Below are 20244 nucleotides of genomic sequence, written 5' to 3' on the forward strand. Positions count from 1 at the left end.
CAAAGAGGGTCGGTTCCGACTGAATGGATCCGTGGAGACGCATGGGCTGGCGGCCGGCCGGGTCGGTGCCGCATCGATCGCCTTCCTCGGCGTGGCCGCGGCCGCCCCGATCGTCACCCTGGTCACCGTGGTTCCGGCGATGTTCGCCTCGGGCGCCGGCCCGCTGGTGCCCTGGGTGTTCGCCGGGGCCGGGCCGGCGCTGCTGCTGCTCTGCTCCGGGCTGGCCTCGATGTCCCGCCGGTTCCCCAGCACCGGCGCGGCCTACTCACTGGTGGCGCGTGGTCTCGGCCGTCCCGCCGGGCTGGCCGTCGCCTGGCTCGCGGTGGCCGGCTACCACGCGATCCAGTTCGGTCTCTACGCGCTCGCCGGGGTGGCCGCCGCACCGCTGCTGAGCAGCTTCCTCGGGCTGACCCTGCCCTGGTGGGTGGTGGCCGCGGCGTGCTGGGCGATCGTCGCGATCTGCGGCACCATGCGGATCGAGGTGGCCGCCGGGCTGATCGGCCTGTTCGCCGTCGCGCAGGCCGCGGTGCTGACCGGGCTCGCCGCCGCCAACGTGCTCCAGCCGTACGGCGGCCGGGTCACCGCCGCATCGATGACGGTCGCCGATCCGGCCGTTCTGGACCGGCCCGCCCTCGGGCTGCTGCTGGCGGTGGCGGTGCTCGCCTTCGCCGGGTTCGAGTCCACCGCCGCCTACGCCGAGGAGGGTTTCCAGCCCCGCCGCAGTGCCGGGTTCGGCGCGCACGGGGCGGTGCTGCTGCTCACCCTGCTGCTGGCCGGCCTGACCTGGAGCATGCTGGTCGCCGCCGGGCCGGAGCGGGCCGCCGCCGTCGCCGGTGCCAGCGGTCCCGAGATGCTCTTCGCCCTGGCCGCCGAGCGGCTCGCCCCCTGGGCCGTCACCCTCGGCCGGTTCATGCTGCTCGCCGGGGTGGTGGCGGCGATCCTGGCGCTGCATCAGGTGATCGCCCGTCAACTGTTCGCGCTGGGCCGGGAGCGGGTGCTGCCGGGTGTCCTCGGGCTGGCCCGGGGCCGGACCGCGGCGCCCCGGTCCGCTTCGATCGCCCAGTCGCTGATCGCCGGGGCCACCCTGACCGGCGCCTATCTCGCCGGTGCCGACCCCGGCCCGGGTACCGCCCGCTGGCTGATCGTCGGCGGCGCCCTGAGCATTCTGGTACTCCTGCTGCTGGTCTCGGTGGCGGCGCTGCTGCATCTGAACCGGGTGCCCGGGCGGGAGGGCGCCTGGGGTCGCTTCGTCGCGCCGGTGCTGTCCACCGTGGCGCTGGGGAGTCTGGCCGTGCCGGCCTTCGGCGACCTGCCCGCACTGCTCGCCATGCCGGCCGGATATCCGCTGGTCCGAGCCGTTCCGGCAGCTCTGGCCGGGTGTGTGCTGCTGGCGGTGGCGCACGCGCTGCTGTTGCGGCGGTTCGCCCCGGTCCGCTATGCCGGGATCGGCCTGGCCGGTTTCGTGGTGGTGGTCAAACCGCCGCCGTTCACCCCGCACGCCGAGCCGGAGGCGCCGCCGGCCATTCCCCGGCAACGTGATCCCGGCGCCCACCGCCCCGAGCGGGTCAGCCAAAGAAGTCCCGGACCTGGGTGAGCGTCAGATACCCCTGCGGTTCCAGCTCGCGCGGGATCGACGGCAGCGCCTTGGCGGTGACCGGCACGTCGTCGGCGTTCTCCGGCAGGGGCGACGGCGCGGGGGTGGGCGGCAGGTCGGCCAGCGCCATCGCCTCCCGGATCACCTCGAACATGGTGCGCACTTCGAGGGCGGCCCGCAGCGCGAGCTCGTCCGGCCCGGTGCCGGAGGGCGGCAGCGCGCAGGTGAAGTTGGCCCGCAACTGGTCGCCGACCCGGTGCAGGTCGGCGCTGGGGCGCAGGTGGTCGAGCCGTCCCTCGGTGACGATGCCGAGTTCACAGCCGCGGAATCCGGACGCGTGCCACCACTGCTGCCAGCGCGGGTCGGCGTCCAGGGTCTGAACGGCGTGCTGCAACGCCACCAGGTAGTACCGGGGAGCCCGGCCGTCCCGAGTTGCCGTCCCCAGCCGCGGGCGGAGCCAGAACTCGTCCATGGTTCGCAATGGTCGCAAATCAGGCGGCTCCCGGTGCGGATTCCGGGGTGGCGCGTCCGAGTTGATTACATAGTGACCACCATTTATTTACCGAAAAACCACCTTTTGTGGGGGTAACTCGGCGTGTACGGGTGATAGGCGACGGCGAGCCCCACAGCATGAGGGAATGAGAAGATTCTGGGCGGCCGCCGCGGCGGTCGCGCTCTGCACGGCCGGCGCCGGTGTGACCACCCGCGCTCAGGCCGGGACGGCGCGCGGAGGGCCGGCACCGATCGCATGGAGCGCCTGCACCGACAGCACCTTGAAGTCGCACGGCGCCGAGTGCGGATTTCTCTCCGTGCCGATGGACTACGCGAAACCCGACGGGACGAAGATCCAGCTCGCCATGTCCCGGATCAAGGCCAAGGTACCGGCCGCCAAACGCCAGGGCGTCCTGCTGGTCAACCCGGGCGGACCCGGCGGATCCGGCCGGGGCATGGCCACCCTCGGGCAGCACGTGCCGAAGCAGGCCGGCGCGGCGTACGACTGGATCGGCTTCGACCCGCGCGGGGTGGGCGCGAGCAAACCCAAGCTGACCTGTGACAGCGGCTACGCCGGCTACAACCGTCCGCCGTACGTGCCGGCCAGCCCGACCATCGAGAAGGCGTGGCACGCGCGCACCACGAAGTACGCGGCCGCGTGCGCCGAGGCCGGCGGCCCGCTGCTGGACCACATGAGCAGCGAGGACACCGTCCGCGACATCGACCGGATCCGGGCGGCGCTGGGCGAGGAGAAGATCAGCTTCTACGGCTTCTCGTACGGCTCCTACCTCGGCCAGGTCTACGCCACCCGCAACCCGGAGCGGGTGCACCGGATGGTCCTGGACGGTGTGGTCGACGCCGGCCGGGTCTGGTACCGCTCGAACCTCGACCAGGACGTCGCCTTCGACAAGGCGATCAAGGTCTACTTCGGGTGGATCGCCAAGTACGACGCGGTCTACCACCTCGGCAAGACCGCCGCCGCCGTGGAGAAGACCTACTACCAGCAGCTCAAGGCGCTGACCGAGAAGTCGGCCGGGCAGATCGGGCCGGCCGAGCTGACCGACGTCTTCCTGCAGTCCGGCTACTACATCTTCGGCTGGGAGGAGACCGCCCGGGCGTTCGCCGCGCTGGTCCACCAGAAGGACGTGGCGCCGCTCAAGCGGATCTACGACGAGAACCACCCGAAGGAGGAGGGCTCCGACAACGGGTACGCCGTCTACCTGGCCGTCCAATGCACCGACGCCCCCTGGCCGGCGAGCTGGAAGAAATGGTCCCGGGACAACTGGCGGGTGCACCGCAAGGCGCCCTTCGAGACCTGGGGCAACGCCTGGTACAACGCGCCCTGCCGGCACTGGGCCGCGGACGCCGGCCGCCCGGTCGACGTGGACGGCGCCAAAGCCCCGCCGATTCTGCTGATCAGCGAGACCCTGGACGCGGCCACCCCGTACTCCGGCGCGCTGGAGGCCCGCCGCCGCTTCCCGAAGGCGGCCCTGCTGGAAGGGGTCGGCGGCACCACCCACGCGGGCTCGCTGTTCGGCAACGCCTGCGTCGACAACACCATCGCCGACTACCTGGCCACCGGCGCCCTGCCGGAGCGGGTCAAGGGGAAACGCTCGGACAAGCAGTGCGAGCCGACCGCCCAGCCGACCCCGCTCAAGGCGGCCGCCAAGAACGCGGTCAGTGAACGCCTGCGGCTGCAGGAGAACATCCTGAACCGATGAGGAGACGGCCCGGTGGCATCCGTCACCGGGCCGTTGACCAGCACGTGGGTTATGCTCGGTCCCGCGAAGGGGAGTAGCTCCCAATGTCGCGGTCGACATACTGATCCCGGTTCTCCGGGCTCCGGCCGCGCGGCCTCGGTCCCCGGGGCGAGCGAGACCTTCGACCAGGCTGTATTCGTTACGGCCGGGTCGAGGTCGCCCTGTGCCCTTCAGCCCGGTCGTGTTTCACCGGGAGTTGTTTGTGGAAGCATTCCTCGCCGCGCTGGGCATCAGCTTCGCGGTCATCTTCGTCGCCGAACTGGGCGACAAATCCCAGCTGATGGCGATGACGTTCGCCACCCGCTTCAAGACCATCCCGGTGCTGCTCGGCATCACCGTGGCCACCGCCGTGGTCCACCTGGTGTCAGTGGCCATCGGCTACGGGCTCGGCGCCACCATCCCGACCGGCTGGATCTCACTGATCGCCGGTGTCGCCTTCCTCGGATTCGGCGCCTGGACACTGCGCGGCGACAAACTCACCGACGACGAGAAGACCAAAGCCGAGCGGGCCGGCGGCAAGTCCGCCTTCTGGTTCGTCGCCGGCGCGTTCTTCCTGGCCGAGCTGGGTGACAAGACCATGCTGGCGACCATCACACTGGCCACCCAGCACGGCTGGTTCGGGGTCTGGATCGGCTCCACGGTCGGCATGGTGGCGGCCGACGCGCTCGCCATTCTGGTCGGCCGCTATCTCGGGCGTCATCTACCCGAAAAGGTCATCAAGTACGGAGCCGCCGCACTCTTCGCTATCTTCGGCATCTGGTTGATCACCGAAGGTGTGATCGAAGTGCGATAAAAGGGAGCCAACCGTGCTGGAATACCGGGCCGAGTTCGACGCCGAAGTAGCCCTCGACGGTGGGGGCGAGCTGAGGGCGCGGGGCTTCCGGCTCGTCATCCCGCACGCCGACGTCACCGACGCCGAGATCGCCGGCATGCTGATCGCCTCACTCGCCCCACAGCGGGTGGAACGGGCCGAGGTCAGCGGCGTCCGAATCTTCGCCGAACCGCACCCGCCGGCCGGGGACTCCCCGGTCGAGCGGGTCCGGTACATCGAACTCAGCCACGTCATATCCGACGGCCTGGTGACCATTCCCGGACTGCCCGCCCCAGAGATCACCGCACACCTGACCCGGGACGCCTCCCGGGCCGTCTACGCGCCCGGCACCGAGTTCGCGATCGACCGGATCAGCATGATCGGCAACACCGGCACCTACCTGGACAGCCCGTACCACCGCTACCCGGACGGCACCGACCTGGCCGGGCTACCCCTGGAACGGCTGGCCGGACTACCGGCCGTGGTGGTCCGCGCGGTCGGCCCGGAGCGGGGCGTCACCGCCGAAACCCTGGCCCACGTCACCGTCGCCGGCCACGCCGTACTGCTGCACACCGGCGGCGACCGGCACTGGGCCACCCCCGGCTACACCACCGACGCGCCCTACCTGACCAGGGAAGGCGCCGAACTGCTCGCCGACCGGGGCGCCGCCCTGGTCGGCATCGACGCGGTCAACATCGACGACATCTCCCCGGCGGCCGGCGGCGAACGGCCGGCGCATACGCTCCTGCTGGCGGCCGGAATCCCAGTCGTCGAACACCTCACCAACCTGCGCGAACTGCCCCCGCTCGGAGCCCGGTTCACCGCCGTCCCACCCCGGATCTCCGGATTCGGCACGTTCCCGGTCCGCGCCTACGCAACAGTGCCGGACGAAGAAGACGCCTGAGACCGCCCGTCGAGGAACCGGAGCATGACGCAGAACCTGGACCTGGCGAGACTCCAACTCGGCCGGGGCGAGCCGGCCGCCGCCGCCGAACTTCTCGGCCCGATCCTGGCCGCCGAACCCGACCACGTGCCCGCCCTGGTCCTGATGACCCACGCCCAGCTCGCGCTGAAGAAACCGGAACTCGCCGACGAACTGGCCCGGCGCGCCGTCGAACACGCCCCGGAATGGCCGGACGCCCTGTCCGCGCTGAGCCGGGTACACACCGAGATGGGCCGGCACGACGAGGCGATCGCCACCGCGCGGGCCGCCGCCGACCGGCAGCCACTGAACCCGTTCCGCCACCACCGCCTGGCCTGGGCCCTGCTGGAGGACGGCCGGTTCGCGGTCGAGGCCGAGCACGCCGCCCGGGAGGCGATCCGGCTGGACCCGCAGGAGGCCGACTTCCGGATCACCTACGCGATGGTGATGAAGCAGCTCAACCTGAACGACCGGGCCCGGCAGGCACTCCGCGACGCCCTCGCCCTGGAACCCGACAACCCGATCGCACGACACGAACTGGCCGCGCTCGACGTGGTGCACCACAACCCGTTCGCCCTGACCCGGCTGGCCCGCGGCGCCTCCGGCCTGGTCGGCGCGCTGCGCTCGGACCCGAAACAGGAGGCCAGCCGGTTCCTGCTGGACCTGGCACTGCGGCAGTTCCTGGTCTGGACCGCGATCATCCTGGCCTTCCTGGCCTATCTGGGCTGGCGTTTCACCGAAACCTCCACCGGCACCGCCCGGATCTTCGCCGCCGTCGCGGTGCTGGCCCCGGCCACCTACGCCGGCTACTTCCTGCGCCGACTGGATCCCGGCCTGCGCCGCTACCTGCGCGACCTGCTCACCGAAGGCCGGCAGCGAGTGGCGCTGGCCGCCGCGGCGGTGGCGGTGATCCCGCTGCTCCTGGCCCTGGTGGCACCGGAACCGTGGCTGCCGGTCCTGCTGGGCACCGCCACGTTCGCCGGTTTCGCGGTCCGCCTGCTGACCGCCCCGGTCGACGAACCGGGCGGCTCCGGCCGCGGTCTGAGCACCGCGTCACTGTGGCGGATCGCCGTGGTGGGCGCCGCGCTCGGCATAGGTTTCGGCTTCACCGACGCCCTGACCGACCCGTGGCGCCTCCCAGTAGCCGGAACAGCCTTCGCGATCACCGCGGTGGTCCTGGTCCTGATCGCGCGCCGCCGCCAGCGTCTCTCATAAACCTTTTCCGGTACGCCCCACCAAACGGTCCCGCCTCGTCCCCGCGACGCAGTCCCCCCCACCAGACCGCCCGGCGCCCGCCGGGCAAATGCGCCCCAAACCCCTCACCCCCGTCGGCTAGCCGTACCTCAGGCAGGTATCCCCACCCCCAATTCCCGGCTAGCCGTACGTCAGACAGGTATCCCCACCTCCAACTCCCGGCTAGCCGTACGTCAGACAGGTATTCCCGCCCCCAATTCCCGGCTAGCCGTACCTCAGACAGGTTATGGAGTGCCAGTAAGACACCTGAGGTACGGCTGGGCTGGCCGAGCCGTACGTCAGCCATGTAACGAGGCCCCTGTTACCTGCCTGACGTACGGCTAGCCGGGAATTGGGGGCGGGGATACCTGCCTGAGGTACGGCTAGCCGGGAAGTCAGGGTGGGTTGTGGGGCTTTTGGGACCTCTGAGGTACGGCTAGCCGTAGGCCGGGCGTGGGTGGGTGCGTCTGCCCGGGAGTCTCGGGCGCGCTGGCCTCGCGGGGTGGCCACAGAGCTTCGGGTACTCGTACAAAAGGCTCAGAAAGGTTTTGATCCTGCCGATTTGCATCGTGTGATTTCCCGCAGTTCATCCGGAGTCGCCTGATGACCGAGTTAGCCCCCTCCCCGGGCTTCAACCTCACCCTGCCGGCGGACGCCGCGGCGCGTTCGTTCGTGGATCCGAGTGAGTCCGCCGTGGCCCGGGCCGCCGCCCTGTTCGAGGACATGCAACCGGATCAGGCCGCGGAGGCTCTCGCCCCGGTGCTGGCGAGCCGCCCGGATTCGGCGGCCGGCTGGATTCTGATGGCCCGGATCCGGCTCACGCTGGATCAGGTGCAGCCCGCTCTGGACGCGGCGACCCGTGCGGTGGAGCTGGCGCCGGAGGATCCGCGCCCGCCGGCCATCGCCAGCCGGGCGCTGACGCTGCTCGGTAGGCACGACGAGGCGATGAGCATGGCCTACCGGGCGGTGATCGTGGAGCCGAAGAACCCGCTGTGGCACGACCGGGTGGCGTGGGCGCTGATGGCGGCGGATCGCCAGCTGGGTGACGCCGAGCAGGCGGCCCGGACCGCGGTGAGCCTGGATCCGAACGAGGCGCACTTCTACTTCACGCACGGGGTGACGCTGGCCGCGCTGGGGCATGTCGATCAGGCCCGGCAGGCGCTGCTGACGTCGTTGCGGCTGGAGCCGGAGAATCCGGTGGCCCGGCACCGGCTGGACGTGCTGAACGGCACTGCTGTCCCGGTGCCGGAGAAGAAGAAGCGCGGGTGGCGGCTGTTCGGGCGGAAGAGCGCCGGCAAGCCGGTACGGCCGGAGGAGTTCCGCCCCTGAAATGACCCACAGAATACCGCATAAGTGATAATCCGGGCATGCGATCGTGTTTACCGGCTGCGGCTCTGTTCCTCGTCGTGCTTCCCGGCACACCGGCGCGGGCTTCCGAGCCGCTGCCGGTGACCGCGATGTCCGCGCACTACGGGTTCAACGGCCGGTCCAGCAGCATCATCGACGAGTCCGGCAACGGGCACACCCTGCGGGTGATCTCGTTCCAGGGCGGCCGGGTCCGCCCGGTGGTGCACGGGCCGGGCACCGCGCTCGCCTTCCCCGGCAAGTGCACCGACCGGATCTGCCCGCACGTGGCCCTGCAGAGTGCCTGGTCCGCCGACCTCAACCCGGGCACCCGGGACATCGGGTTCGGCGCCGACGTGCTGCTCACCGCGGCACAGACCAGCTCCGGCCAGAACGTGCTGCAGAAGGGCTACTCGGTCACCAGCAGCCAGTACAAACTCCAGATCGACGGGATCGCCGGGCACCCGAGCTGTGTGCTCGTCGACGACCGCCGGCCCATCATCCGGGTGGTCCGCAGCACGGTCACCGCCGCCGACGGCCGCTGGCACCGGCTGCGCTGCCAGCGGTCCGGCACCCGGCTGGAGATCTTCGTCGACGACGTGCTCCGCGGCCGCACCCTCGTCCCGGCGAACCTGCGGATCACCAACGACATGCCGCTGAGCATCGGGGCGAAGGGCGCCTACCGGGACAACGACCAGTTCAACGGCGTGCTCGACAACGTGTGGGTACGGATCAGCCGTTGAGCGCGGTCAACAGCCGGGCATCCGGGGTGTCCCCGGACAGCTCCCAGGCGAACATCCCGGCCAGCCCGCGGCCCCGGGCGTACTCCACCTTCGCCCCGATCGTCTCCGGGGTGTCGTACGACCACCACTGGCCACCGCACCGCGCGTACGCCGTCCCACCCAGCGTCCCGGTCGGCGGGCACCGGCCGGCCAGCAGCCGGTAGTCCTCCATCCCGGTGGTGCCCCGCCCGTAGAACCCCACCCCGATCAGCAGCTTCGACGCCGGCACCCCGATGTTCAGCAGCTCGGTGACCGTCGCGTCGGTGGTGGCGGTGTCCCGCGGGATCCCCGGGTAGGCGCTCAGCGGGGAGTGCGGCGCCTCGGTGAACCCGGTCGTCCCGAAATAGTCGTACGTCATCGCGCCCAGCCAGTCCGCGTGCCGGGCCGCCCCCGCGTAGTCGGCGGCCCGCAACTTCGCGATGTCGGCCGGCACCGCCGCGGTGATCACCGCGTCCGCACCCAGCGCGGTCCGCAGCGCCGCCAGCATCGCGGTCAGCGCACCGGGCCCGCTGGTGTCGCACTCGCGGCCGCAGGCGTTCGGGTACTCCCAGTCCACGTCGATCCCGTCGAACAGCCCGGCCCAGCGCGGATCGGCGAGCAGCGCCCGGCACGACGCGGCGAACCGGGCCGGATCCCGGGCCGCCTCGGTGAACCCGGCCGAGTCGTTCCAGCCGCCGAACGACCACAGCAGCTTCAGCTCCGGGTGCCGCGCCTTCAGCTTGCGCAGCTGCCCGAACGTGCCCCCGCCCGGATCGGCCACCCCGTCCACACTGTCCTCGGCCGCGGTCGGCTTCTGATACGCCGCCCACGCGTCCCCGACCGCGCACTTCCCGTCGACGATCTTGCCGAACGCGTACTTCAGATGGGTGAGCCGGTCCGCCGCCAGGTCCTTCACCCGATAGCCCCGGTCGTAGACCCCCCACTCGGTGAAATACCCGGCCACCACCAGCGGAGTCTTCGGTGCCGGAGGTGACGTACCGCACGCGGACAGCAGCAGAAGCATGAGGAACAGCGCCCGGAATCGCATCGGCCCGAAGGTATCCGCTGGTCAGGGCAATCGACGCGCCGTTCCCCCGTTCGGGTGCCCGTGCCCCGGTGTGCGATTGTCGAGACGTGGCCATCAACGCCCTGCTCACCCGGCTCCGGGCCGTGCTGCGCAGTGCCCTGACCACGTTCGTGGTCCTGACCCTGACCCTGTGGCTGATGCCCGGGGTCGGCAGCACGGACGTCGTCGACACCCTCGGGCTGGTGGTCCTGGTCGCCGTGGTCGGCGCGGTGCTCCGGCCGCTGCTGCTGCTCGGCATCACCGCCCTCGGCGGCTGGGCGGCCATGCTGCTCGGTGTCGTCGCCCAGGTGATGGTCATGGTGGTGGCGCTGCGTCTCGACCCGGGCAACCGGATCAGCGGCCTGCCCAGCCTGGTCACCGCCGCCGTGGTCGCGGTGATCGTGGCCGCGCTGATCGACTGGATGGCCGACGCCGGCAGCGACGACACCTTCGTGCGGGAGGCCCGCCGCCTGATGCGCGCGGTCCGCCGCCGCTCGGCCGGCCGGCTGCTCACCTTCCGCCGGCAGCCGCCCGGCACCGAGCCGGGCCTGCTCATGGTCCAGCTCGACGGGGTGGCCGAGCCGGTGCTGCGCTGGGCGATCCGGGCCGGCAATCTGCCCACCCTCGGCCACTGGCTGCGCACCGGCAGCCACACCGCCCGCGGCTGGCACACCGGCCTGCCGTCCACCACCCCGGCGTCGCAGGCCGGCATCCTGCACGGCGCGAGCCGGCAGATCCCCGGCTTCCGGTGGTACGAGAAGGAGACCGGCAAGATCATGGTCTCCAACCGGCCCCGGGACGCCGCGGTCATCGAGAGCCGGCTCAGCGACGGCCGGGGCCTGCTCCGCGACGGCGGGGTGAGCATCAGCAACGCGTTCAGCGGCGATGCCGTCACCAGCCTGCTCACCGTCAGCCACGCGGCACTGCCGGGCCGGTCGGCGCGCGGCTGGGCGGCGTTCATGGCCTCGCCGTACGGGTTCACCCGCGCCCTCGTCCTCGGCGTCGCCGAAGTGATCACCGAACTGCACCAGGCCCGCCTCCAGCGCCGCCGCAACCTTCAGCCCCGGGTCAGCCGCTCCGGCGCCTTCCTCGCCCTGCGCCCGGCCTCGATGCTGCTCCGCGACGTCAACGTCTCCCTGGTCGCCGAGCAGATGGCCCGCGGCGTCCCGGCGATCTACTGCGACCTGGTCGACTACGACGAGGTCGCGCACCACGCCGGCCCGGCCCGCCCGGAGTCGATGCGCCAGCTGGAGAGCCTGGACCGGATGCTCGGCGTCCTGCAGCGCCTCGCCCCGGAAGCGGCCCGTGACTACCACCTGGTGGTCCTCTCCGACCACGGGCAGAGCCAGGGCGCCACCTTCCGCCAGCAGTACGGTGAAGGCCTCGACGACGTGGTGGCCCGGCTCGCCGCCGACACCCTGGTGGTCTCCTCCGGCAACCTGTCGATGATCTATCTGACCCGGTTCCCGGGGCGGCTCAAGCAGCCCGCCATCGAGCACGCCCACCCGCACCTGATCAGCGGGCTCGCCATCCACCCCGGCGTCGGTGTGGTCGTGGTCCAGGGCGAGGACGGGCCGATGGCGTACGGGTCCGGAGGCTCGCACCGCCTGATGGACGGCGTGGTCGTCGGCATCGACCCGCTCGCGCCGTACGGCGACCACGCCCGCGCCGACCTGCTGCGCCACCAGAGCGCCGCCCACGTCGGTGACCTCGTGGTGATCAGCTCGGTGGACCCGGAGACCCAGGAGGTGCCCGCCTTCGAGGAACTCGTCGGCTCACACGGCGGCCTCGGCGGCTGGCAGACCGAGGCGATGCTGGTCCACCCATCGGCCTGGCCGGTCACCCACCAGCTGACCGACCCCGACGCGCTGCACCGGCAACTCGTCGACTGGCTGGTCATGCTCGGCCTGCGTACCCCGGAGACGGCAGCCCTCGACCCGTCCCAGCCGATACACCCATCCGACCTGGAAAAGGAGCAGACCGCGCGACTTTCGCCCATCCGGGAGAGTTGAGCACGTGTGCGCCTGTTAGTCCTGATCCTCGCCGTCGTTCTCACCACCGCCGTCCCGGCTCACGCCGTCACCTCCACCACCCGGACGGCACCCACCTTCAACGGAACCGTCCACGCCGTCGCCTATCTCGGCACCACGGTCTACGTGGGCGGATCGTTCACCAAGGCGAGCTGGAACGGGCGCAACTGGCCACGGGAACGCCTCGCCGCCTTCGACGCGCGGACCGGCGCCCTGCTCAGCTGGGCACCCACCGCCGACGGCACGGTCCGGGCCCTGGCCGCCGGGGCCGGCGCCGTCTACGCCGCCGGGAACTTCCACCGGGTCACCGGCCTGCGCCGCGACTCGATCGCCAAACTCCACCCCACCACCGGCAGCCTGTTCAGCTTCCGGCACCACATCACCGGTACGCCGTACACCCTGGCCACCGGCAACGGCCGCCTCTATCTGGGCGGCAGCTTCACCATGGTGAGCGGCCGGCGGCAGGCCAACCTGGCCGCGTTCACCCTGGCCACCGGGGCCATCGACACCGGCTGGCAGGCGTCCGCCGACGACCGGGTGCACACCGTCAGCACAGCCGGCGGGCGGGTCTACGTCGGCGGCGCCTTCAAAACGGTCAACGGCGAGAAACGGACCGCCCGGCTGGCCGCCGTCGACGCCGGCACCGGCGTCCTCGACCGCTACTTCCGCCCCGACGCCCCCGCCGAGGTCAACGCGATCACCGTCGACGGCAGCGGGGTGTACGCGGCCACCGGCGGCCAGGGCGGGCGCGCGTTCGCCTACGCCCTCGACGGCCGCACCCGCTGGCAGCGCGTCTTCGACGGGGACACCACGGCGATCGTCACCATCGGCGGCATCGTCTTCGTCGGCGGCCACTTCGACCGGGTCTGCACCACCGCCCGCAACGGCCCGCACGGCAGCTGCCTGGACGGCTCGGTGCCCCGGGTCAAACTGGCCGCCATCACCGGCGAGGGCACTCTCACCGACTGGGATCCGAAAGCCAACGGCGTCATCGGGGTACGCGTCCTCAGCACCGACCCGTACAGCGGCGTCCTCGACGCGGGCGGCGATTTCACCACCATCGGTGGCCAGATCCGCCCCCGGTTCGCCCGCTTCTGACACCCGGCGCCTAACGCCCGCACAGCACGCGCACAGCCGAGGTCGGCACTCTTTCCCTGGTCAGCACCCGACCGGACCGAGGAGAGCCGATGACTCAGCACGATCCGACCTCCCGTACCGGGCCGGTCCCGCGCCACGCCGAAGCCCGCTGGGACCGTACGGCCCCCGGTGAGCCGGCTCGCCCGTCCGAGGTGCCCGACCCCAACTCGCTGCCGTCGGGCTGGTCCCCGTCCGGAACCGCCCACACCGGCTCCGCCCACATCGGCCCCGCCCACACCGACCACGGCGTGCCCACCGCTTCCTTCACCCCCGGAGCCCCGACCGGCTTCGCCTCCGGTGCCGTCTTCCCGGGTGCTCCGGGCGGTGCGCCCGCCTCCCGGGACCATCACGGGACCGGCTGGGATGACGCACCTGCCTTCCGGGACCGGCACGGGTCCGGCTGGGATGACGGGTCCGGTTCCCGGGGGCGTCACGGGTCCGGCTGGGATGACGGGTCCGGTTTCCAGGGGCGTTACGGGACCGGCTGGAGCGAGGTGCCCGCCGAGACCGGTTCCGCTCCGGACCACTTCGATCCGGCCGCCTCCTGGAACGACGGCACCACGACCGATCGGAATCCCTGGACGATCACCCCGCTGCCGGACCGCTTCCCGGCCGAGTGGAGCGACACCACCTGGAACGACACCGCCGTCCCGGGCTCGGGTCCACCCGGCTGGACCGGGGCGGCCCCGCCCCGCCGGACCGAGACGGCCTCACCCGGCTGGACAGGGGCGGCCCCACCCGCCGGCACCGGGAACTCCACGGCTCCCGAGCCCGCGACCGGGCAGTGGGGTGCGGCCACCGGCTGGAACACGGCCGGTGCCGTTCCGGCGGAGACACCGGCTGCCTGGGATGGCGGGGAGGGGGCCCGAGCCGCTGAGCCCCGGAACAGCGCCCGGAATGCCGTGCCCGGTCCGGCCCCGGTTCGGTCGTGGGAGGAGGCGGGGAATCAGCGGTCGTCACCCCGTACCGAAATCGGGTCTTTCGGCAGCGACCGGCCGGGACCGGCCGACGCACCGGAGGTGTCACCGGCGCCCGCGACCCACCGCGGCCCCCAGCGGACCCTGGTCATCGCCGTGATCGTGGCGGCGCTGGCGGGTGGCGGGGTGGGCGCCGGAATCATGGCGGCGATCGGCGGGGACACCGCGGCGACCGCACCGGCGACCCCGGCCCCCGCCGAGCAGCCGGCCGAGACCGGTTGACGCCGGTCAGGCCTGGCTCTCCTCGACCGCGGCGGTTCGCGCGCGGCGGCGGCGGATGTGCCGGAGGTGCAGGAACGCGTAGGTCCCGATGGCTACGACCACGAGTGCGATGGCCGGCCACTGGTACTTGTGCACGTGCCCCATGATCGTCACGAGGTTGGCGCCCAGGAAGTAGGCGAGGGTGCACCAGAAGCCCACCCAGAGTGCCGCGCCGATCGCGTTGTAGAGCAGGAACGTCTTCCACGGCATCCGGGTGATGCCCGCGATCACACCGTTGAGCTGGCGCAGGCCGTCGATGAACCGGGCCACCACGATGATCCGGTTGCCGCGGCGGGCGAAGAACTCCTCGGCCTTCGCCAGGCGGGCCGGGGTGACGAAGATGTACTTCCCCCACCGGTGCACGATCTTGCGGCCGCCCCGGAGCCCGATCCAGTAGCCGATGTTGTCGCCGATCACCGCTGTCACGAACGAGATCAGCGCGACCAGGAAGATGTTCATCCGGCCGTAGCCCGCGTAGATCGACCCGGCGACCATGATCGTCTGGCCGGGTGCGGGAACGCCGAAGCTCTCCACCACGATCACGCCACCGATCGCCAGATATCCCCAGCGGTCCAGGATCGGGGCCACGGTGTGCAGGAACCCGGGAAGGTCGGCAGTAGGTGGCATCCGCTACACGGTAGCTGTAGTCGGCACCCTCGAATGCACAGACCTGGGTCACACGGGCATCTTCTTCATGACAGAACAGTGGCGCCGACCACAGGCCGGCGCCACTGTCACACGGAGAGTCAGATGGAGTCCGCGGCGAGCTGGCCGCGCAGCTTGGTCAGCGCCTTGGTGAGCAGCCGGGAGACGTGCATCTGGGAGATGCCGATCTGGTCGGCGATCTGGCTCTGGGTCAGGTTGCCGTAGAACCGCAGGGTCAGGATCTTCTGCTCGCGCTCGTCGAGCGTGGCCAGCGCCGGCCCGAGGGCGACGCGGGTCTCGGCGACCTCGAACTCGTGGTCCTCGCCGCCGAGGGTGTCACCCAGCTCGGTGGTGCCGTCGGCGCTGATCGGGGTGGACAGGGACGTCGCGTTGTACGCCCGGGCGCCCTCCAGGCCCTCCAGCACCTCCTCCTCGGTGATGCCGAGGTGGACGGCGATGTCGGTGACCTGCGGCGACCGGCCCAGCTTGTGGGTGAGGGTGGCGTTGGCCTCGGTGATGGCGAGCCGCAGCTCCTGGAGGCGGCGGGGCACCCGGACCGACCAGGTGCGGTCCCGGAAGTGGCGCTTGATCTCGCCGATGATGGTGGGGATGGCGTAGCCGGCGAAGTCGACGCCGCGCTCGGGGTCGAACTTATCGATGGCCTTGATCAGCCCGACGTTCGCGGTCTGGACCAGGTCGTCGGTGGGCTCGCCGCGGCCGGAGTAGCGGTGGGCGAGGTGGCGGGCGAGAGGCAGCCAGGCCTCGATCGCCCGGTCGCGCAGTGCGGCTCGCGACGGGTGGGTGGCCGGCATCGCGGCCATCGCGGCGAGCAGCTCAGCGGCACTGTCGGCGGACGCCTCAGCGCTCGCCGTGGTCGTGGGCGACACCGTGGTGGTGGTCTCGGTGACGGTCATGTCGTGGTCCTCCCTGGCACCGTTCCGGAGAGCCGGCCCCATGGTTGGGGCCCGGGTCGGGTGGGTATCCATAGCCCGTGCGGGCAGCGTTTGAGACGCGCCTTCCGGGCACACTAGGCCGTTCGGTTACGCAGACTCTATACGACAGGTCGAGAGAACACTAGCCGAAAGTATGAGGCCTAAAGTGTGTCAAAACGGTCTAAAAACACCTCAGGCAATCGTGATCTAGACCTCTCGTACAGCCGAAGCCAACTCTTCCGGGTATCCGTTTTTCCCCCGGGAGTGGGCAAGATGGGCACATGACGTCGCCGCCCGCTCCCGTCCCGCACGCGGCGGCGGCCGAGCTCCGGCGCTGGACCCTGGAGGACGTCGGCGGTCTGCGCCATCTGCGAGCCGACCTCCGGGAAGCGGTCGCCGGCACCACGCTCGACACCGAGGACGGCCTGGACCGGCTCACCGTCGTCGCCACCGAATTGGCCACCAACGGTCTCCGGCACGGCCGACCACCCACCGTCATCCGTCTGCTCCTCGAACCCGGCCTGCTGATCCTCGACGTCGCCGACCACGATCCCGACGGTGAGCCGCAGGTCGACCTGAGCCGGCCGGTCGGGCTGGGCGGGCTCGGGCTCCGGTTGGTCAAGACCTTCGCCACCGACTTCGGCTGGCATCGCACCGCCAAGACCAAACACATCTGGGCGACATTCGATCTCGTACGGGGTCAGGCCGCGCCGAGCTGAGTCGCCCGCCGATCCGCAATCCCCTCGGGCCGGGTGCGCTCGGTCTCTCTCGCCTCGTCACTTCTCCTCTCCTCTGCGTTGTCCTCCTCCCTCTTCTTCTCCTCCTCCTCCTCCTCCTCGCGCGGGGTCATCCTGTCCCGGCCTTCGTATGTCCCGGCGGCTTCCGGTACTCGCTTCGGCGTGCGCCTTCCTCGCACGGGCTCCTCGCGTCTGCCTCCTTGCTCCTCCTTGTCCTTGCTCCTCGCTTCCTCGCTCCTCCTTGTCGGCGTGGGTCCCCGTCCCGGTCGGGGTTGATTCCTCCTTACCCGCCGCCGGTATTCGCTCCGGACCATTCCGGTTGCTGTTGTGGTGCGGGATGCGGATGAGAGACATGTTCATTCCGTGGCGGATCCACTTCGTATGGTCATTGGTCTCTTTCGGCCCGGCGGCACCGATGGCAACGGCAGTGCACAGGGGTGCGGGGGGCGATTTGGCGTTGCGGGAGCGACCGGGTAATGTTCTGGGAGCCGGCAGGGAAACGGGCGAGGCAAGCGGGTCAAGCAACACTGAGCCGCAGCGGCCGTCCTGCCAAACCCCAAAGAAGAGCACCACGAAGCATCGTGTACTCTTCGGCGGGACTTGAGCGAATTCCTCGCTCACCGAAACCGAGGAAAACCCCGGATTTGGCGAGACGGAATAGCTCGGGTAAAGTAGAGCGAGTGCCCCGGAGGGCGGGCCGCGAAAGCGGAGCGCAGGATGGTGTGCGGTTGTTCTTTGAGAACTCAACAGGGTGCTTGATAAGCCAGTGCCAATTATGGCAATACCCCGGCCTATCTTTCGGGATGGGTTGGAGATTCCTTTGGCAACTTTTTGTTGCCAGGAGCGCTTTTCCAAAGATTTTGTTGGAGAGTTTGATCCTGGCTCAGGACGAACGCTGGCGGCGTGCTTAACACATGCAAGTCGAGCGGAAAGGCCCTTCGGGGTACTCGAGCGGCGAACGGGTGAGTAACACGTGAGTAACCTGCCCCGGACTTTGGGATAACCTTCGGAAACGGAGGCTAATACCGAATACGACTTCCTGCCGCATGGCATGGACGTGGAAAGTTTTTCGGTTCGGGATGGACTCGCGGCCTATCAGCTTGTTGGTGGGGTAATGGCCTACCAAGGCGACGACGGGTAGCCGGCCTGAGAGGGCGACCGGCCACACTGGGACTGAGACACGGCCCAGACTCCTACGGGAGGCAGCAGTGGGGAATATTGCACAATGGGCGGAAGCCTGATGCAGCGACGCCGCGTGAGGGATGACGGCCTTCGGGTTGTAAACCTCTTTCAGCAGGGACGAAGCGCAAGTGACGGTACCTGCAGAAGAAGCGCCGGCCAACTACGTGCCAGCAGCCGCGGTAAGACGTAGGGCGCGAGCGTTGTCCGGATTTATTGGGCGTAAAGAGCTCGTAGGCGGCTTGTCGCGTCGAATGTGAAAACTCGGGGCTCAACTCCGAGCTTGCATTCGATACGGGCAGGCTAGAGTTCGGTAGGGGAGACTGGAATTCCTGGTGTAGCGGTGAAATGCGCAGATATCAGGAGGAACACCGGTGGCGAAGGCGGGTCTCTGGGCCGATACTGACGCTGAGGAGCGAAAGCGTGGGGAGCGAACAGGATTAGATACCCTGGTAGTCCACGCTGTAAACGTTGGGCGCTAGGTGTGGGGACCCTCTCCGGGTTTCTGCGCCGCAGCTAACGCATTAAGCGCCCCGCCTGGGGAGTACGGCCGCAAGGCTAAAACTCAAAGGAATTGACGGGGGCCCGCACAAGCGGCGGAGCATGCGGATTAATTCGATGCAACGCGAAGAACCTTACCTGGGTTTGACATGGCCGCAAAACTGTCAGAGATGGCAGGTCCTTCGGGGGCGGTCACAGGTGGTGCATGGCTGTCGTCAGCTCGTGTCGTGAGATGTTGGGTTAAGTCCCGCAACGAGCGCAACCCTCGTTCGATGTTGCCAGCGCGTTATGGCGGGGACTCATCGAAGACTGCCGGGGTCAACTCGGAGGAAGGTGGGGATGACGTCAAGTCATCATGCCCCTTATGTCCAGGGCTTCACGCATGCTACAATGGCCGGTACAAAGGGCTGCGAGACCGTGAGGTTGAGCGAATCCCAAAAAGCCGGTCTCAGTTCGGATCGGGGTCTGCAACTCGACCCCGTGAAGTCGGAGTCGCTAGTAATCGCAGATCAGCAACGCTGCGGTGAATACGTTCCCGGGCCTTGTACACACCGCCCGTCACGTCACGAAAGTCGGCAACACCCGAAGCCGGTGGCCTAACCCCTTGTGGGAGGGAGCCGTCGAAGGTGGGGCTGGCGATTGGGACGAAGTCGTAACAAGGTAGCCGTACCGGAAGGTGCGGCTGGATCACCTCCTTTCTAAGGAGCAACTTTCCGCGAAAGCGGACAGTGGCCCGCACCGCCCGAATGTGGTGGTGGGGTGCTCATAGGCGGAGACACTGGCTAGTCAGTTCCGGCAACGGCCGGCTTCAGCAAGTACAGCCTTCACGGGCGTGGAACGCGGGTCGGTGCGGCTGGAAACTGGCGACAAAAGATAGCACCCTGTTGGGTATCTGAAAGAACAACCNGACAGTGGCCCGCACCGCCCGAATGTGGTGGTGGGGTGCTCATAGGCGGAGACACTGGCTAGTCAGTTCCGGCAACGGCCGAATCACCTAGTACGCAGACTCTTCGGGGTTTGTTGGAACGGTCTCGGTGCGGCTGGAAACTGGCGACAAAAGATAGCACCCTGTTGGGTATCTGAAAGAACAACCACCCCGGCTGAGGCCGGCGGACCGGGCTGCGGCTCGGGGTTGTTTTTCAATGCCAGGCACAGCCTGGTAGCGCATACCGCTCGATTGAGGTCGGGGTCTGGTGAGCTACTGGTGGGGTTGTGGGTTGGTCGTTGGTTGAGAATTGCACAGTGGACGCGAGCATCTTGTTTTCTGTGGTTAAGTTGTCAAGGGCGAACGGTGGATGCCTTGGCACCAGGAGCCGATGAAGGACGTGGGAGGCCGCGATAGGCCTGGGGGAGCTGCCAACCTAGCTGTGATCCCAGGGTGTCCGAATGGGGAAACCTGGCACGAGTCATGTCGTGTCATCCGCACCTGAATTCATAGGGTGTGTGAGGGGAACGCGGGGAAGTGAAACATCTCAGTACCCGTAGGAAGAGAAAACAACCGTGATTCCGTGAGTAGTGGCGAGCGAAAGCGGATGTAGCCTAAACCTTGTGCGTGTGATAGCTGTCAGGCGTTGCGCATTGGGGGTTGTGGGACCTGTTTGAAGGATCTGACAGTTCTTCGAAGAGTTACAAAGTTATAGATTAGTTGAACGGTGTGGGAAAGCCGACCGTAGAGGGTGAGAGTCCCGTAAGCGAAAGTCTATGACCTCTTTACAGTGTTCCCGAGTAGCAGCGGACTCCTAGAATCTGCTGTGAATCTGCCAGGACCACCTGGTAAGGCTGAATACTTCCTGGTGACCGATAGCGGACTAGTACCGTGAGGGAATGGTGAAAAGTACCCCGGGAGGGGAGTGAAATAGTAC

16 protein-coding genes and 2 rRNA genes are annotated in these 20244 nt (G+C 69.2%); 13 read left to right on the plus strand and 5 right to left on the minus strand.

The features are described 5' to 3' along the window. Positions 1-31: 31 nt before the first annotated feature. Positions 32-1594 (plus strand): APC family permease, encoded by a 1563-nt coding sequence (locus ACQ0O7_RS08290; RefSeq protein WP_430781196.1) that lies wholly within the window; start codon positions 32-34, stop codon positions 1592-1594. Here ACQ0O7_RS08290 and ACQ0O7_RS08295 read toward each other — a convergent pair. Then, entirely contained in the window at positions 1566-2066 is a 501-nt protein-coding gene (locus ACQ0O7_RS08295) for a hypothetical protein (RefSeq protein ID WP_430781197.1), read from the minus strand. The genes ACQ0O7_RS08290 and ACQ0O7_RS08295 overlap by 29 nt on opposite strands. Before the next feature lie 166 nt (positions 2067-2232). On the opposite strand from ACQ0O7_RS08295, the gene ACQ0O7_RS08300 reads away from it, so the two are divergent. The 6 genes from ACQ0O7_RS08300 (at position 2233) to ACQ0O7_RS08325 (ending at position 8899) form a co-directional block, all read left to right on the plus strand. Beyond that, positions 2233-3807: an alpha/beta hydrolase gene (locus tag ACQ0O7_RS08300; RefSeq protein WP_430781198.1), complete on the plus strand. Its 1575-nt coding sequence runs from the start codon at positions 2233-2235 to the stop codon at positions 3805-3807. 241 nt (positions 3808-4048) lie between these two features. Then, positions 4049-4639 carry a TMEM165/GDT1 family protein gene (locus ACQ0O7_RS08305; protein WP_430781199.1) on the plus strand — a complete coding sequence of 197 codons (591 nt, stop codon included), beginning with the start codon at positions 4049-4051 and terminating at the stop codon, positions 4637-4639. A 13-nt stretch (positions 4640-4652) separates the two neighbouring features. After that, entirely contained in the window at positions 4653-5561 is a 909-nt protein-coding gene (locus tag ACQ0O7_RS08310; RefSeq protein ID WP_430781200.1) for a cyclase family protein, read from the plus strand. 24 nt (positions 5562-5585) lie between these two features. Next, positions 5586-6794: a tetratricopeptide repeat protein gene (locus ACQ0O7_RS08315; protein WP_430781201.1), complete on the plus strand. Its 1209-nt coding sequence runs from the start codon at positions 5586-5588 to the stop codon at positions 6792-6794. Positions 6795-7415: 621 nt separating this feature from the next. Further along, entirely contained in the window at positions 7416-8141 is a 726-nt protein-coding gene (locus ACQ0O7_RS08320; protein ID WP_430781202.1) for a tetratricopeptide repeat protein, read from the plus strand. A 38-nt stretch (positions 8142-8179) separates the two neighbouring features. Next, on the plus strand, positions 8180-8899 hold the full coding sequence (locus ACQ0O7_RS08325; protein ID WP_430781203.1) for a LamG-like jellyroll fold domain-containing protein: 720 nt from the start codon (positions 8180-8182) through the stop codon (positions 8897-8899). On the opposite strand, the gene ACQ0O7_RS08330 is transcribed toward ACQ0O7_RS08325, so the two are convergent. Then, complete coding sequence (locus ACQ0O7_RS08330) at positions 8889-9965, minus strand: glycoside hydrolase family 18 protein (RefSeq protein ID WP_430781204.1); 1077 nt, start codon at positions 9963-9965, stop codon at positions 8889-8891. The genes ACQ0O7_RS08325 and ACQ0O7_RS08330 overlap by 11 nt on opposite strands. A gap of 86 nt (positions 9966-10051) precedes the next feature. On the opposite strand from ACQ0O7_RS08330, the gene ACQ0O7_RS08335 reads away from it, so the two are divergent. From ACQ0O7_RS08335 to ACQ0O7_RS08345, 3 genes are all read left to right on the plus strand, one after another. Then, positions 10052-11995, plus strand: a complete 1944-nt coding sequence (locus tag ACQ0O7_RS08335; protein ID WP_430781205.1) for an alkaline phosphatase family protein — start codon at positions 10052-10054, stop codon at positions 11993-11995. A gap of 6 nt (positions 11996-12001) precedes the next feature. After that, on the plus strand, positions 12002-13111 hold the full coding sequence (locus ACQ0O7_RS08340; RefSeq protein ID WP_430781206.1) for a hypothetical protein: 1110 nt from the start codon (positions 12002-12004) through the stop codon (positions 13109-13111). A gap of 89 nt (positions 13112-13200) precedes the next feature. Then, positions 13201-14349 (plus strand): hypothetical protein, encoded by a 1149-nt coding sequence (locus tag ACQ0O7_RS08345; RefSeq protein ID WP_430781208.1) that lies wholly within the window; start codon positions 13201-13203, stop codon positions 14347-14349. Positions 14350-14355: 6 nt separating this feature from the next. On the opposite strand, the gene ACQ0O7_RS08350 is transcribed toward ACQ0O7_RS08345, so the two are convergent. Beyond that, positions 14356-15015, minus strand: coding sequence for a DedA family protein (locus tag ACQ0O7_RS08350; protein ID WP_430781210.1), 660 nt, complete (start codon positions 15013-15015; stop codon positions 14356-14358). A 119-nt stretch (positions 15016-15134) separates the two neighbouring features. Next, positions 15135-15854, minus strand: a complete 720-nt coding sequence (locus ACQ0O7_RS08355) for a SigB/SigF/SigG family RNA polymerase sigma factor (RefSeq protein WP_430781229.1) — start codon at positions 15852-15854, stop codon at positions 15135-15137. 392 nt (positions 15855-16246) lie between these two features. Here ACQ0O7_RS08355 and ACQ0O7_RS08360 point away from each other — a divergent pair, with 392 nt between their 5' ends. Beyond that, positions 16247-16684, plus strand: a complete 438-nt coding sequence (locus tag ACQ0O7_RS08360; RefSeq protein ID WP_430781211.1) for an ATP-binding protein — start codon at positions 16247-16249, stop codon at positions 16682-16684. Here ACQ0O7_RS08360 and ACQ0O7_RS08365 read toward each other — a convergent pair. Beyond that, positions 16666-16815 (minus strand): hypothetical protein, encoded by a 150-nt coding sequence (locus ACQ0O7_RS08365; protein ID WP_430781212.1) that lies wholly within the window; start codon positions 16813-16815, stop codon positions 16666-16668. The genes ACQ0O7_RS08360 and ACQ0O7_RS08365 overlap by 19 nt on opposite strands. A 747-nt stretch (positions 16816-17562) precedes the next feature. On the opposite strand from ACQ0O7_RS08365, the gene ACQ0O7_RS08370 reads away from it, so the two are divergent. Together ACQ0O7_RS08370 and ACQ0O7_RS08375 are read left to right on the plus strand one after the other, a co-directional pair. Next, a 16S ribosomal RNA gene (locus ACQ0O7_RS08370) occupies positions 17563-19080 on the plus strand. Between the two features lie 570 nt (positions 19081-19650). Continuing rightward, positions 19651-20244, plus strand: a 23S ribosomal RNA gene (locus ACQ0O7_RS08375); the annotation flags it as partial.

This window comes from Actinoplanes sp. G11-F43 (assembly GCF_050589265.1).
Classification (GTDB): Bacteria; Actinomycetota; Actinomycetes; order Mycobacteriales; family Micromonosporaceae; genus Actinoplanes.